Origin of the sequence: Burkholderia sp. MSh2 (assembly GCF_000731655.1) — a bacterium.
GTDB classification, from domain to species: domain Bacteria; phylum Pseudomonadota; class Gammaproteobacteria; order Burkholderiales; family Burkholderiaceae; genus Burkholderia; species Burkholderia paludis.
The window spans coordinates 1-14580 of sequence record NZ_JPGM01000058.1; the positions used below are offsets into that span (position 1 = coordinate 1).

Below are 14580 nucleotides of genomic sequence, written 5' to 3' on the forward strand. Positions count from 1 at the left end.
GCCTTGCCCCCCGCCCGTGCGGCCCGCTCCCCGGTCAATCGCGTAATTCGGGATGTTTCATGTGAATACCGGGCATGTCGCAATTTCTGGTAATGCCGACGACCGCATGTAAAATCGACCGATTTTTACCTCGAAATTACCGAATTCGAGTCGGCGGCGGAGTGCCGGCATCGTATACACATCGATTTACCGCAAGCGTTTCCGGTGGGGATTTTTATGGACTTTATTGAACGAGCGGGCAGCCTTCTGCCCCGAAACCATATTTAAATCGCGGTTTCATCGCCGAATATTCCGGTTTGACGTCACGCAAACGTTCTCGCCGATACGGATTTACCCATCGACGCGTGCACGGGATTCACGCGACGTGAAACTCTCCATCATTTGCCGCATTCGTCCGCACCGATTCCCCGCGAGCGGGCAAGTTTACCGACCGGACGGACTGTTTTTACGGGCTGTCGAATTGTCTTGACGGACGCGAACTTCCGCCGGCTGTCGGGCCGGCGACGCGCAGGCCGCCGCGGTCGCGCCGGGGGAGGAGTCGTGCGCGCATCGGGCACGCGTCGCCCGGCGGGTGCGGCAAGCTGCAGCGACACTGACGCGGCGTCGGTCGCGCCGGGATCGACGCGCGGGGTCGGTGGAGAGGGAAAACGGCTCGGCGCGCACGTGCGTCCCGGTCGGGACGCACGCGGCCAAAGCCGGCCGAACGGACGGCTGGAAAATATGGCGGGGCCGTGGCGCGCGTGACGGCACGCGCGAAAGATGCCTGCCGCCATGCGGCAGGCCGGGACAGTCCCGGGTCTGATACAAAGGATTGCGAATCAATCCGGCAGGTTCATTCCGCCGCTTGCCGCCCTCCCGATCGGGCACGCCAAAACGACCGCGGCGCCGGACAACCCAGGTCGTCCGGCGCCGCGGTCAGGCGAAACGGGCGTTCGCTCAGAACACCGCGTGCCCGCTGATGAGGCTCGGCAGCCAGGTGGAGAAGAACGGCAGGTAGGTGACGATGTTGATCGCACTGAAGATCGCGAGATAGTACGGCCACGCCATCTTCGTGGTCTCGCCGATCGACACGTTGCCGATCGCGCAGCCGACGAACTGCACCGACCCGATCGGCGGATGCACGAGGCCGAGCGAGCAGTTCAGCAGCAGCATGATCCCGAACTGCACGGGCCCGACGCCGCACGCCATCGCGATCGGCAGGAACAGCGGCGTCGTGATCAGGATGTGCGCGGCCATGTCGACGAACGTGCCGAGGAACACCTGGATGATGTTGATGTACAGCAGCATCAGCCAGGGCGCGGCGGTCGACTGCTTCAGCAGCCCTTCGATCGCATCCGGAATCTCCAGGTACGACATCTGGAAGCGCAGCATGTTGGACACCGCGATCAGCAGCAGCACGACCCCGGTCGTACGCGCCGCATGCGACAGCGCGCGGCGCAGCTTCTCGACCGTCAGCGTCCGGTAGACGAGCGCGGTCAGCACGAGCGAGTACACGACGGCGATCGCGGCCGCTTCCGTCGCGGTCGCGATCCCCTTCGCGACGCACACCAGGATGATCGCGATCACCATCAGCCCCGGCACCGCGCCGACGAAGCTGCGCAGCACCGCATACCAGCCGGGAAACGCGGGCAGCGCGGACGAGCCGTCCGCGCGGCGCGGATAGCCGTGACGCACGGCCTGCCAGTACGCGGCGGCGAGCACGAAGCCCATCACCCACAGCACCGGCAGCAGCCCCGAGAACAGCAGGTCGCCGATCGACACGCCGCTCACCGGCTGGCCGTGCAGCATCCCCGTGATCCCCTGCGCGGCGAACGCGTAGATGATCATGTTGGTGGAGGTGGGCATCAGCGCGCCGGCCAGCGACGCGTGCGTCGTCACGTTGACCGCGTATGCGGCGCTGTAGCCTTCGCGCTTCATCAGCGGGATCACCACGCCGCCCATCGCCGACGTATCGGCGGTCGGCGAGCCCGACACGCCGCCGAACAGCGTGCAGGCGACGACGTTCGCCATCCCGAGGCCGCCGCGGAAATGGCCGACGGTCGCCTGCGCGAAGCGCAGGATCCGGTCGGCGATGCCGCCGTGCAGCATCAGTTCGCCGGAGAAGATGAAGAACGGCACCGCGAGGAACGAGAATGCATTCATCCCCGAGACCATCGCCTGCATCGCGGTCGCGATCGGCAGGCCTTCGACCATATAGGTCAGCACGCACGCTATCCCGAGCGCGAACGATACGGGTACGCCGAGCACGAGGAAAATCAGAAAACTGACGGACAGGATCGCGAGTTCCATGGCGTTATTGTCTCGACGAAGGACGACGGAGCGCGAGCAGGTGCTCGAGCGAGAAGAGGATGATCGCGATCGCCGCCGGCATCGCGATCAGGTAGCGCACGCCCTCGGGCAGCCCGATGATCGGAATGCGGTCGCCCATCGTCTCGGCGGCCATGCTGCCGCAGCCGGCCATGATCATGATCGCGAACGCGATCAGGCTCAGGTGCTGGACCGCGACGACCGCGGTGCGCGACCTCGGCGGCAGCCGGCGCACGAGCGAGTCGAGGCCGATGTGGCCGCCGTCGCGCACCTTCATCGCCGCGCCGAACATCGCGATCACGATCACGAGCAGCAGCGCGATCGGCTCCACGAAATCCGGCGCGTTCTCGAACACGTAGCGCATCACGACCGCGTAGAACACCAGCACCGTCAGCACCGCGAGGCACGCCGACGCGATCACGGCCAGCACGCGGAACAGCACGTCGTTCACGCAGCGCAGCAGCGGCGCCGTGTGCGGCCGGGCCGGCGCCGCGCCATCCGGGGCGGCGGCCTGCGCACCCGCGGCCGCCGCGCTGTTCAGGGAAGTGCGTCGCGTCACTTGGTCGCCTCGATCTCGTCGACGATCTGCTTCATCTGCGGCGTCTTTTCATACTTGGTCCACAGCGGCTGCATCGCCTTCACGAACGCCGCGCGATCGATCTGCCCGGCCGGCACGATCTTCGCGCCGCCCTTGGTCACCGTCTGCTGCGCGGACGCCTCGCGCGCGGTCCACAGCTTCTGGTAGTACGGCACCGAATCGGCCGCCGCCTTCCGGATCGCCGCCTGCTCCTGCGGCGACAGCGTGTCCCAGACCTTCTTCGAGAACACCAGCACTTCCGGCGTCATCGCATGCCGGGTTTCCGAGTAGTCGGGCGCGACCTCGTAGTGCTTGGTTTCCTCGTACGACGGCATGTTGTTCTCGGCCGCGTCGACGAGGCCCGTCTTCAGGCCCGTATACACCTCGGCGAACGGCATCGGCGTCGGCGTGCCGCCCATCGCCTTGATCTCGTCGACCATCAGGTCGGACGGCTGCACGCGCACCTTCAGCCCCTTCATGTCGGCCGGCGAGCGCACCGGACGCTTCGCGTAGATCGAGCGCGCGCCGCTCTCGTAGAACGTCAGCGCGATCATTCCCTTCGCGGTAAACGCGTCGAGGATCTTCTGGCCGGCCGGGCCGTACATCGCCTTGCGGAAATGATCGACGTCGCGGAACAGGAACGGGAACGACGGGATCAGCGATTCCGGCACGATCTCGTTGAACGACGCACCGTTCACGCGCGCCATGTCGATCGCGCCGATCCGCACCTGGTCGACCGTGTCCTTCTCGGAGCCGAGCGCGCTGTTGCCGAACACCTTGATCGAATCCTTGCCGCCCGTCTGCTTCGACAGTTCGTCGCCCATGTACTTCACGGCCATGTTGGTCGGGAAGTTGTCGCCGTGCACGTCCGCCGAGCGGAACACGCGCGCATGGGCGGACGTCGCGAAGCCGGCCAGCAGCGCGACGGCCAGTGCGGTACGGGAGCGGGTGAATCGGTGCTTCATCGTCAGTCTCCTTGATGGTTGTACTCGTTATTGCGCGGCGATCCGCCGGCCGGCGCGTGCTTCGGCGCCGTGCTCGCCGACCGCCGAGTCATACGTCGTATGACGTGTTGACGCGAATGTACGTCGGTTAATCGTTTAACTCACTTGGTGCATACCCGTAGAACTACTGTCATGCAGCGTTTTCTGGATTGTCCGGGGAATCGCATTCTCTGTTTTGGGGAATTTCTGCGAAACGTTTTCCTGAACCGGGTTCCTCTCCACGCGCGACGACCGCGTGGCCGCAGGCATCGGCAGCGAAAATTTATCTTTCGCTTCGCTTGCATTTGTCATAGGATGTCCGATCACACAGGACGGCACTCGGCGTCATGTGACGCACAAGCGCCCTGCCCGATGCGAAGGAAACGGGACGACGGAGATCCCGGGCAGGCGACGGCGCCTGCCGCGCCGTCACGCCTGCATGACCAGCGATGTCAGTTGCGCCGCGCGCGCCACTTCCGTCTTCGCGTAGATCGACTTGATCTGCGTGCGGATCGTGCCGATCGACACGCCGCGCAACCCGGCGCATTCCTGCGGCGACAGCCCGTCGCAGCAGAGCAGCACCGCGAGCTCGGCTTCGGCCGACGAGAGCCCGTAGAACACCCGCAGCCGCTGCGCGCGGGCCGACGGTGCGCGCAGGTCGGCGGCCGTCATCAGCGTCGCCGCGCCGGGCCGCTCGCGCATCAGGCGCGACTGCCCGGGCACCGGCATCAGCGCCAGCGGCAGCGGCTCGCCGGTCACGCGCCGCAACAGCAGCCCGCCGCGGGCGATTGCATGACGCCATTGCGCGTCGTCGGCGCAGCCGTCAGGCACGAACCGCCCGTTCACGATCCGCAGCGCCGGCTCCGCCGCGATCAGCCGGTCGGCCGCGCGATTGGTGTAGCGCAGCTCGCGTTGCGCGCCGAGCAGGAAGACCGGCACCGGAATGGCATCGAGCGTCGATTCCGCGGCGGCCACGCGCGCCTCGAGCGCCCCGATCCGCGCCTGGATCTGCAGCGCGCGGCTGATGTGCACGCCCATGGTTTCGATCGTGCGGCGCTGCTCGTCGGACAGGCCTTGCGATTCGGGGCCGCTCTGGACGCTGAGGAAGGCGCCCGCGCCTGCGTCGCGATGGATGTACAGGCCCGAGATGCTGCCGAGCCCGTACGGATGGAGGAATTCCTGGTAGAACGCACCGTGCGTGCGCTGCTGCGCGGACAGGTGCCGGATGTCCTCGAACCAGCGGCCGGCCGGCCAGTTGCCGGCGACCGGCACCACCGGGTCGTACCGGTAGAACTCGGTGTTGTAGGTGTGGTAACACGCGGCGACCCACGAGGCGTCGTCGCCCGCCGCCTGCTCGATCGCCGGCACCCTCGCCGCATCGTCGAACGACAGCAGCGTGACCATGCGCACGCCGACCGTCGACCGCAGCCCGTCCAGCACCGCTTCCCATCGCTGGTCGCCCAGCGCCGCCGCGTAGACGTCATCGATCCACGCCGATGGAATCAATCCGTTCAGTTGCATCTGGCCACCCCGCGCCGTGCGTCTTTGTCGAACGTCTTCCGCGCATCTTAGCCAATCGGCAACGACGGTCAAAAATCGCCCGCGTGCGTTTGTCCGAAATACCACGTTTGTTACCGTTTCTCGTCAGACGGAATGGCTTGCTCGGGCAGGACGGCGCGATCGCGACCGGCTTTTCATCCGGGTCGCCATATGCCATGATGCGGCGCATGAAGATGCGACACGCCACGACCTCGCTGCACCATCACCACGGACGCCCTCCACTGCGCCGTGGCTCGTCTCGCATCTAGCAACCGCATCGGGTTCATGCCCGATCAGGACGATACCCAAGGCGCCTCCGGCGCCTTTTTTGTTTTTTGCCGCCCGAGAAACCTGCCGCGCCGATCAATCGACAACGGATGGAGTGTTTTCAATGCAACAAGCCTGGACAGACATCGCCCTGCCGGACCTGCCGCTCAGGGAGGACCTCCGGTCGCTGCACGCGTACGGGGCGCCGCAGCTCGACGTGCCGGTGCGCCTGAACGTCAACGAGAATCCCTATCCGCCGTCGCCGGCGCTCGTCGAGCGCATCGCCAACGCGGTGGCCGACGCCGCGCGCGACGCGAACCGCTATCCGGACCGCGACTTCGCCGAACTGCGCGCGCATCTGGCCGCCTACCTGACGCACGACACGGGCGTCGCCATCGACGCGTCGCGGGTCTGGTCGGCCAACGGCTCGAACGAAGTGATCCAGCAGATCCTGCAGGCGTTCGGCGGCCCGGGGCGCGCGGCGCTGGCCTTCACGCCCGCGTATCCGATGTATGACGAATACTGCCGCACGACCTTCACGCGCCTGCATACGCTGCCGCGTACCGAGGATTTCGCGCTGGACCTCGACCAGGCGATCGACAGCATCCGGACGCACCGGCCGAGCGTGGTCCTGCTGACGTCGCCGAACAATCCGACCGGGACCGCGCTCGCGCTCGACACCATCCGGGCGATACTCGACGCCGCGCCGGGCGTGGTCGTCGTCGACGAGGCCTATGCGGAATTCCGCCGCCAGGGTGTGCGCAGCGCGGTGACGCTGCTGCCGGATCATCCGCGGCTCGTCGTCACCCGCACGCTGAGCAAGGCGTTCAAGTTCGCGGGCGGACGCGTCGGCTATTGCGCATGCGCGCCTGCGATCGTGGCGGCGTTGAAGCTGGTTCGACTGCCCTATCACCTGTCCGCATTGACCCAGGCAGCGGCCTGCGCGGCACTGGTCGCGCGCGACGAAATGCTGTCGCAGGTCGACGCGATCAAGGCCGAGCGCGATTCGACGGTCGGCTGGCTGCGCGGCCTGGGCCTCACGGCAGCCGATTCCGATGCGAACTTCGTGATGTTCGGCAAGTTCGCGGATCGCCACCGGATATGGAACGGGCTGCTGCGTCACGGCGTCCTGATTCGCGAATCCGGCCCGCCGGACTATCTTCGCGTGTCGATCGGCACGGCGGCGGAGATGGCCGCGTTTCGCGCGGCGCTGCTCGACGTGATGTCGGCAGGGTAAGCGACCGGCCAGCCGGCACGCGGTCGCGCGGCCACGCGACGACGCGCGTGCCGGCGCCCGAGCCGACGGTGCGCTTACTTCATCGTGGCGAACCGCAACTCCATCTCGTCGATCTTCGCGAGCACGGCTTCGCTGAGCCGCCTGACGTGGCTCGGCACGTCGGGCGCCGACAGCAGCGCCTCGATCCGTCCGCGCCAGTAACTCGGATGCCTGACGCGCCCCGCGCCCGACATCGACACGGCGTCGGCGAACGTCTCGCTTTCCAGGAGCGCCACCATTCTCTGTATGTGAGAGATCTCCCGTTCCACATAGTCTCGCGCCAGCATATCGATTGAGATTCCCCGAAATACGCCATCAGGCATCCGTCGCGGACGCGCCGTCGCGCGGCGCGATGCAGACGGCTCACTGCACACGTTGCGCGGCATCGTACGCAACGGCTGTGTCAATCAACTGCGCGTGCGCTCGTCGCGACCGCCAACGCGGAACGACAAGGCTTGGCGGCATCCGGTTCCGGGTGCCCCGTTGTCAATCGTAGGCGCAGCGTCCGGCTCCGGCATCCCCAAAAATGAGGATGCCGGTCAACCCCGGCCACCCGGCGATTTCCGGAAATTACAGCGCGCGGGAATCGCCTTCGTCGAGCCATGCGCCGAAGCCCTTCGGCAACGGCATTTTCTTTCAGCATTGCAAGCTTTCCGCCGGTCCGGCGTCGCGCCGCGTGGCGCGCCCTGCATGTCGATTGGCGCGCTTCGCGAGTGAAGTGGCGCGAGAAAGGCGGCATCATGGCTCATCCCATTCGCCACGGAATCAACGACCATGAATATCGATACCGACCTCCCCGTCATGGTGACCGGCGCCACCGGGTACGTGGCGGGCTGGCTCGTGCAACGACTTCTCGAAGCCGGCCTGACGGTTCATGCTGCCGTCCGCGATCCCGGCAGCCCGGACAAGCTGCAGCATCTCCAGCGCATCGCGGCCGGCCAGCCCGGCACGATCCGCTATTTCCGCGCCGACCTGCTCGAATCCGGATCGTACGCGGACGCGATGGCGGGCTGCGGGACCGTGTTCCACACCGCGTCGCCGTTCACGGTCAGCGTCCGCGATCCGCAGAAGGAGCTGGTCGATCCGGCGCTGCTCGGCACGCGCAACGTGCTCGAAACGGCCAACCGCACGCCGTCGGTACGGCGCGTCGTGCAGACCAGCAGCTGCGCGGCGATCTACGGCGACAATGCCGATCTCGCCGCCACGCCCGACGGGGTGTTTACCGAGGCGATCTGGAACACGAGTTCGTCGCTGACCCACCAGCCGTATTCGTATTCGAAGACCGTCGCCGAGCGCGAAGCGTGGAAAATCGCCGGCGCGCAGCAACGCTGGAAGCTCGTCACCGTCAATCCGTCGCTGGTAATCGGGCCCGGCATCAACCCGTACGCCACGTCGGAAAGCTTCGAGATCGTGCGGCAGATGGGCAACGGCACGATGAAGACCGGCGTCCCCGATCTCGGCATCGGCGCGGTCGATGTCCGCGACGTGGCCGACGCCCACCTGCGCGCCGCGTTCCTGCCGGACGCGAACGGCCGCTACATCGTGTCGGGCCACGACACGAGCCTGCACGGCATGGCGGCCACGCTGCTCGAACGGTACGGCGCCGACTACCCGATTCCACGGCGCGTCCTGCCCAAATGGCTCGTATGGCTGGTCGGCCCGCTGGCGAACAAGGACCTGACGCGGCGCGTGATCGCCCGCAACGTCGGATATCCGTGGCACGCCGACAATCGCCGCAGCCGCGACGAACTCGGCATGCGCTACCGCCCGCTCGCCGAATCGATGAACGAGTTCTTTCAGCAACTGGTCGAGACCGGGCAACTGCGAAAATGAACCGCTTCGCGATTTCACCGGGCTGGCGGATCGTGATCGTCGATCTCGGCCTGCGCGTCGACGAAGTGCTGCGGCGCGCGCAGTTGCCCGCCGACCTGTTCACGCGGCCGGAAAGCGGGCTGACCACCCGCGAGTATTTCCGCATGTGGCAAGCGATCGAGGAGATGGTCGACGAGCCCGCCGTCGCGCTGCGCGTGCTCGATCTCGTGACGACCGAGACCTTCAATCCGTCGATCTTCGCGGCGATGTGCAGCCCGAATCTCGAGGTCGCGATACGGCGCATCGTCCAGTTCAAGCCGCTGATCGGCCCGATCCGCCTGCACGTCGCGCGCGAGGCCGACCTTCTCACGCTGACCGTCCAGTTCCTCGAGCAGGACGTGCCGCCGCCCGGCTCGCTGCTCGCGATCGAGCTCGGCTTCTTCGTCAGGGTCGCGCGCCTCGCCACCCGCACCCGCCTGCCGGCACGCGCCGTCACGCTGCCGCGCGACCTCAGGCCCGATCCCGGCTACGCGCAGTTTTTCGGCGTGACGCCGCAATACGGCGACGCGCCGTCCGTGAGTCTGTCGCTGCAGGATGTGCGGCTTCCGTTCGTCACCGCGAACGATGCGATGTGGCAGATTTTCGAACCCGACCTGCGCCGCCGCCTCGACCTGCTGTCGGCCGAAGCGGGCATCGCCGAGCGCGTGCGGGCCGCGCTGCTCGAACTGATTCCCGGCGGCATCGCCACCGTGGACGATGTCGCGGGCATGCTGGCGATCAGCCGGCGCACGCTGCAGCGGCGGCTCGGCGACGAGGGCGCCAGCTTCAAGGCGATCCTCGCGGAAGTGCGCGAAAAACTCGCATGGCACTACCTCGACCGCTCCGACCTGCCGTGCAACCAGATCGCGTTCCTGCTCGGCTATCAGGATCCGAATTCGTTCTTCCGCGCATTCAACGAATGGACCGGCATGACGCCCGAAGCCGCACGCGCACGGAAAACCCGCTGACGCATTGCCGCATCGCCGCCGGCCCCGAGCGACATCAGCGGGAAGCGTCGTCGCGGCTCAACCCGAAAATGAAGTCGGCTTCCACCGATGCGCCTTTCGGCAATTGCAGCACGCCGACCGACGAGCGCGTATGGACGCCCGCGTCGCCGAGCACCGCGTACAGCACGTCGGATGCGCCGTCGGCCACTTCGCTCTGCATCGTGAAGCCCGGCGCGCTGCGCACGTACACGGTCATGCGCGGCACCGTCGCGATCGCATCGAGCGTGCCGCACTGCCTGCGGATCAGCGCCAGCGCACGCAGCGCCGATATGCCGGCCGCGCGGCGAGCCTCGTCGAGCGAAACGGATTCCCCCACGACGCCAACGAAGTGCACGACTTCGCCGATTCGCGGAATCTGGCCGGCAATGTAGGCCGTCCTGCCATCGACCAGAACGGGCGTGTACTTTCCGCCGATCCTGATTTCCTCGTCCGGGTCGAATCCGAACCCGGCCGCGATCCGGGTCAATCTGTCGTCTCTGTTCATTAGTGAATTCCCCGATACCTCTGAAAAATGCAAAGAATAATTAAATCGCCGCGGCTTGTCGCCGAAAAGAGGATCGGCCTGGAACGGTCGAAGCGATGCACCGTTGCCATTCAATATTTCCGGGTAATCCTCCAGCGACTGTTTACATATCGGGCACGCCCGCGTTACCGCAAGAACGGGCGCGCGCAAGGAGCGTCACGCGGAGCATGGTCGCTCTCGCGGCAACCCCGCATTTAAAAACATGTCACGGGAATACCCGAAATCGCGCTGCACGGCGATTTCGTTCGTCACTTGCCACAAGACGAAAGGGCTCGCCTCATTTCTTTCCCCACACGCGATGTCGGGCATTCGCACGTGTGCTTCATATGTAAACAAACCCCTGGATGTACGCCGGCGAGACACACTTCTCAGGTGTTCGAAGCAGTCCTGCAATGTTGTATCGATGACAAAACGCCGAATCAGTGAGAATTTCCTCATAATTTCGCATTGAAACCGCTATCATGTGTGTACTTCAACCTGAAGAGCGATATATGGCGACTTACAAGGAACTGAAAGCCCAAATGGAAGCTTTGGCGGAAAAAGCCGAAGTGGCGCGTGCCGCGGAATTCCAGGCAATCCTCGATGACATCCGCACCAAGGTCGCGGAATTCGGCATCACCGAAAAGGACATTTTCGGCACGCGTCGAGGTCGACCGGCCAAACAGGCGGCTGCACCCGTGCAGGCAAAGTATCGCGATCCGAAGACCGGGGCAACCTGGTCGGGTCGTGGTCGCGCACCCGCATGGATCAAGGACGCGAAGAATCGCAATCGATTCCTGATCCAGGAATAAGATTCCCGGCGCATACCGGCGCGCGATTCGGCGCGCCGTCCGGCAATATGGGCATCGAGGCCGGCGGTATTCAAAGACCGCTCCGGCATGGTGAAAACTTGCGCAATCCGGCACGGAGTCGCATGCTGCGTGCCGGATCGCAAACCCTCCGATATTTTCTGTTTTAACGTTCGTAATAAATCGCAAGCCACACGGTTTGCGTTTCTTCTTGCGTCCACGCGACGCGATGGCGGCAATGCGGCTCGATCAATACGTAGTCGCCGGGGCGCATTTCATGACGCGCCGGGCCCGCTTCGAATTCGAGCACGGCCGCGCCCGACAGCAAGACGACCCATTCGGCGCGCGAGTCGTCGTACCAGAACCCGTCGGGGCTCGCATGCCCCATCGACACGATTCTCTCGACGTTCAAACGCGGCCCCGTAACGAGGGGGTCGATTCGTTCGTCGTCGCCGCGCGGGCCTTCCGCGGCGAACAGGTTACCGGTTTGAAGTGTCATGGCTTGATCTCGTCGTCGGATTTCGGGAAAAGGAAGCGGATTTCAATGCGGCGGGAAAGGTTCACTGTAGTCCAGTGACTGCCAATACGGCAGACTTGTTTCGCGGCGGCAGCGGCGGGCATCGCCGAACACGAATGTCGGAAAGCGAAACAGAGCGGAACGCCGAATGCGTGACGGCTTCAGGCAACTACGGCTTCCCGGCAATCGTCCCGATGTCGGGCGAATCGCGGTATCGGCGTTGCGCGCCGAAATCGACGTGACGGTTTGCATTGTCTCCGGCAATCCTGTCCGTGCGCCGAATCGGCAATATCTTGAAGCGCTCGCATTCGTCGAGATACCGGCTGTGCCATTCGGCGATCGCGCGACGCCGCACAACCCGCGACGATTCTATTGTCGATCGTGGCCTGGCTTTTGATTCGACAGGCCAACCCGGGAAAGCGGAATCACGCTCATTGAAGGCCGGCTCGAAACGCTGTCCGCCATGCGCGTCGATCGCCCGTCCGGTATTGAAGCGGTTCCGTATGAAACACATTCAGTACGGTCTATCCGGCAATCCCGGTCGGGCAACAATGCGCGAACGACCAAGCCGTGAACGGATCGATCGCGAAATCGATGAAGCCCTGCAATCTGAACGACTTGCGCCGGTTACGCAGATGAACGAGATACATCGGGCGGCCGGGCAACTCATGCTCCGGAAACAATCGCACGAGGCGTCCGGCGGCGACATCATCGGCCAGCAATGATTGGGACTGCAGGATGACTCCGAGGCCGTTCGCGGCGGCGACACGAAGCGTCTGCCCGTTATTCACCTTGATATGCGGACGGACCGGCACTGCGCTGACCCGCCCTTCGCCGTCAAAGTCGACGTCTTGCTGCCGCTCCCGGACCCGAGACATTCTTGTTCGACCAGATCCTGCGGCGCGCGCGGCAGCCCGCGTTGGCCGATATAGTCAGGCGACGCGCAGATCGTCATTCGGTAACGCGCATTGAAACGGCCCGGGGAAGTCACGCAGCCAAGTCGCAAGGCGACCTTGCAACCGGCCTATTTCGCCACCGACGCCCACAGCAACGAAGTGCCCGACACGAACATCAACCCGTCGACCAGGAGCCTGAACGACGACGACTTCATCCGGACAACGAATCGTTTCGCGATGAACGATCCCGTCATCAACGCCCCCCCGACTATCAGCCCTTTGGTCCACACGTCGAGCGGCAGCGCACCGGCTTCCCGGAACGTCGCGATCTTGGTCGCATAAACGGCCAAGGCCCCGGCGGCTTCCGTTGCAAGAAACGCTCCCCGCTCCAGGCCATAGGACGTGAAGACGGGCACGGTAATCGGGCCGGTCGACACGACGATTCCCGTCAGGAAGCCCACCGGGCCGCCGATCATCGCCAGGTTCCACAGGCTGAGCCGCGCCGAGCGGCGGGCAAGCCAGCGGCGCGCGGGAATCATCGCGATGAAGAACACGCCGAGCGCGACGTCGACGAAGCGCGCAGGCAGCGCCAGCAACGTGCGAACGCCCAGCGCGACGCCGGGAACGGCCGTCAGGCAGTAGGCGCCGAGCGCCCGCCAGTCGATCTCGCGTCGCCACGCGCATACCTTGCCGAGGTTGCCCATCACCGCGCCGATCGCCATGATCGGCACCGCACGCTGCGGCCCGAAGCAGATCACGAGCACCGGCATCAGCATCATCGACGAACCCGTACCGACGATGCCGCTCAGCGTACCGGCCGCCACGCCGACGAACAGAACCAGCAGGTAGCCCGTCATCGGCGAAGCAACGCGTCGGGTGCCGAGCCGATGCCGGCCCGGCGAGCCGATCGTAATGCGGGCGTCAGGGAGAATAAATCGCAGCGCATGGCCCCTCGGGCAAATGACATTCCGGCCGGAGAGGCGCGACATGTCCGTTTCTTTTCAATTCCTTCGACGACGATCCTATCGTCGCCGCCCCCCCATATCAAATGAGTTAATATCGCCTCACATGAGAGAAAAAGTCACATCGTGAACCGCGCGAGGAAGCCGCAAGGCAATGACGGAAAGCTGCCGCCGCTCAATGCGCTTCGCCATTTCGAAGCGGTCGCGCGGCATGGCAGCCTGACGGCCGCCGCGGCCGACCTGCACGTCACGCACTGGGCTGTCGGCAAGCAGATCCGGCTGCTGGAAGACTGGTTCGGGGTGCCGCTGTTCGAGCGTCGCGCACGCGGCGTCGCCCTGACCGACGAAGGCGCCGCATTGCTCAACGACGTGAGCAGCACGTTCGAGCGGCTCGCCGCGACGGCGGGCCGGCTGCGCCGGCGTGGCGTCGCGCATCGGGTCTCGGGTATCGTGCGCGTGAACGTACAGCCGAGCTTCGCGCTGAACTGGCTGTTGCCGCGGCTCGGCGACTTCCAGGCCCGGTATCCCGAGATCGACCTGCGCCTGTCCACGACCTCGCGCAAATTGCGCTATATCGGTCACGCTTTCGATATCGGCGTGCGCGCCGGACGGGAAGAAGGCGACGGCGTGATCTCGCGGCGCCTGATGGCCGACGTGCGGCTGCCGGCCTGCAGCCCGGCGCTGCTGCACCGGCATCCCGTCCGGGAAGCGGCAGACCTGCGTCACCACACGCTGCTGCACTCCGCCACGACACGCACGGCGTGGTCGCACTGGCTCCGCGAGGCGGGCGCCTCCGAGCTTCGGCCGGTGCGCGACGTCGAGGTCGAACACACCTATCTTCAACTGGCCGGTGCGATGGAGGGCCTGGGTGTCGCGCTCGCGTCGCTGCCGCTGATCGGGCGCGACCTGGCCGCGGGCCGCCTGGTCTGTCCGATACCGGCGCCGGTGTGGCACGCGCCGGACTACGAGTTGGTGATCAACGCCGAACGCGCCGACGACGATGCCGTGATGGCATTCGAACAATGGATCACCGAGATGGCCGGCCCCGCCCCGATCTCGGGCCACACGGCGCCGGACGCGTAGCGTC

15 protein-coding genes are annotated in these 14580 nt (G+C 65.6%); 6 read left to right on the plus strand and 9 right to left on the minus strand.

From position 1 onward, the window contains the following. Positions 1 to 936: 936 nt before the first annotated feature. The 4 genes from GQ57_RS29360 to GQ57_RS29375 all read right to left on the minus strand — a co-directional run bounded on the left by GQ57_RS29360 (position 937) and on the right by GQ57_RS29375 (position 5388). Positions 937 to 2289: a TRAP transporter large permease gene (locus GQ57_RS29360; protein ID WP_031397979.1), complete on the minus strand. Its 1353-nt coding sequence runs from the start codon at positions 2287 to 2289 to the stop codon at positions 937 to 939. A 4-nt stretch (positions 2290 to 2293) separates the two neighbouring features. Continuing rightward, positions 2294 to 2866 (minus strand): TRAP transporter small permease, encoded by a 573-nt coding sequence (locus GQ57_RS29365; protein ID WP_031397980.1) that lies wholly within the window; start codon positions 2864 to 2866, stop codon positions 2294 to 2296. Then, positions 2863 to 3849 (minus strand): TRAP transporter substrate-binding protein, encoded by a 987-nt coding sequence (locus GQ57_RS29370; protein WP_034199708.1) that lies wholly within the window; start codon positions 3847 to 3849, stop codon positions 2863 to 2865. The genes GQ57_RS29365 and GQ57_RS29370 overlap by 4 nt, the downstream gene beginning before the upstream one ends. Positions 3850 to 4296: 447 nt before the next feature. Continuing rightward, positions 4297 to 5388: a helix-turn-helix transcriptional regulator gene (locus tag GQ57_RS29375; protein ID WP_034199709.1), complete on the minus strand. Its 1092-nt coding sequence runs from the start codon at positions 5386 to 5388 to the stop codon at positions 4297 to 4299. 409 nt (positions 5389 to 5797) lie between these two features. On the opposite strand from GQ57_RS29375, the gene GQ57_RS29380 reads away from it, so the two are divergent. Beyond that, positions 5798 to 6910 carry a histidinol-phosphate transaminase gene (locus tag GQ57_RS29380; protein WP_034199710.1) on the plus strand — a complete coding sequence of 371 codons (1113 nt, stop codon included), beginning with the start codon at positions 5798 to 5800 and terminating at the stop codon, positions 6908 to 6910. A gap of 74 nt (positions 6911 to 6984) precedes the next feature. Here GQ57_RS29380 and GQ57_RS29385 read toward each other — a convergent pair whose 3' ends face one another. Further along, positions 6985 to 7236 (minus strand): hypothetical protein, encoded by a 252-nt coding sequence (locus tag GQ57_RS29385; protein ID WP_031397984.1) that lies wholly within the window; start codon positions 7234 to 7236, stop codon positions 6985 to 6987. Between the two features lie 487 nt (positions 7237 to 7723). Between GQ57_RS29385 and GQ57_RS29390 the strand changes: the two genes are divergently transcribed. After that, the gene (locus GQ57_RS29390; protein ID WP_034199711.1) at positions 7724 to 8782 is read left to right on the plus strand and encodes an NAD-dependent epimerase/dehydratase family protein; all 1059 of its coding nucleotides are present in this window, start codon (positions 7724 to 7726) and stop codon (positions 8780 to 8782) included. Further along, a complete protein-coding gene (locus GQ57_RS29395) occupies positions 8779 to 9768 on the plus strand; it encodes an AraC family transcriptional regulator (protein ID WP_034199712.1) in 990 nt (329 codons plus the stop codon). The genes GQ57_RS29390 and GQ57_RS29395 overlap by 4 nt, the downstream gene beginning before the upstream one ends. Before the next feature lie 34 nt (positions 9769 to 9802). Here GQ57_RS29395 and GQ57_RS29400 read toward each other — a convergent pair whose 3' ends face one another. Further along, complete coding sequence (locus GQ57_RS29400) at positions 9803 to 10291, minus strand: RidA family protein (RefSeq protein ID WP_034199713.1); 489 nt, start codon at positions 10289 to 10291, stop codon at positions 9803 to 9805. A 530-nt stretch (positions 10292 to 10821) separates the two neighbouring features. On the opposite strand from GQ57_RS29400, the gene GQ57_RS29405 reads away from it, so the two are divergent. Then, a complete protein-coding gene (locus GQ57_RS29405) occupies positions 10822 to 11121 on the plus strand; it encodes an H-NS histone family protein (RefSeq protein ID WP_034199714.1) in 300 nt (99 codons plus the stop codon). Between the two features lie 163 nt (positions 11122 to 11284). Here GQ57_RS29405 and GQ57_RS29410 read toward each other — a convergent pair whose 3' ends face one another. Beyond that, positions 11285 to 11617: a cupin domain-containing protein gene (locus GQ57_RS29410; RefSeq protein WP_034199715.1), complete on the minus strand. Its 333-nt coding sequence runs from the start codon at positions 11615 to 11617 to the stop codon at positions 11285 to 11287. 166 nt (positions 11618 to 11783) lie between these two features. Between GQ57_RS29410 and GQ57_RS42220 the strand changes: the two genes are divergently transcribed. Continuing rightward, positions 11784 to 12032 (plus strand): hypothetical protein, encoded by a 249-nt coding sequence (locus GQ57_RS42220; protein ID WP_152603377.1) that lies wholly within the window; start codon positions 11784 to 11786, stop codon positions 12030 to 12032. A 127-nt stretch (positions 12033 to 12159) separates the two neighbouring features. On the opposite strand, the gene GQ57_RS29420 is transcribed toward GQ57_RS42220, so the two are convergent. Both GQ57_RS29420 and GQ57_RS29425 read right to left on the minus strand, forming a co-directional pair. Then, complete coding sequence (locus tag GQ57_RS29420; RefSeq protein WP_052001518.1) at positions 12160 to 12513, minus strand: LysR substrate-binding domain-containing protein; 354 nt, start codon at positions 12511 to 12513, stop codon at positions 12160 to 12162. A gap of 146 nt (positions 12514 to 12659) precedes the next feature. After that, a complete protein-coding gene (locus GQ57_RS29425; protein WP_034199717.1) occupies positions 12660 to 13388 on the minus strand; it encodes a sulfite exporter TauE/SafE family protein in 729 nt (242 codons plus the stop codon). A 231-nt stretch (positions 13389 to 13619) separates the two neighbouring features. Here GQ57_RS29425 and GQ57_RS29430 point away from each other — a divergent pair, with 231 nt between their 5' ends. Then, a complete protein-coding gene (locus GQ57_RS29430; protein ID WP_034199718.1) occupies positions 13620 to 14576 on the plus strand; it encodes a LysR substrate-binding domain-containing protein in 957 nt (318 codons plus the stop codon). Positions 14577 to 14580: the final 4 nt, after the last annotated feature.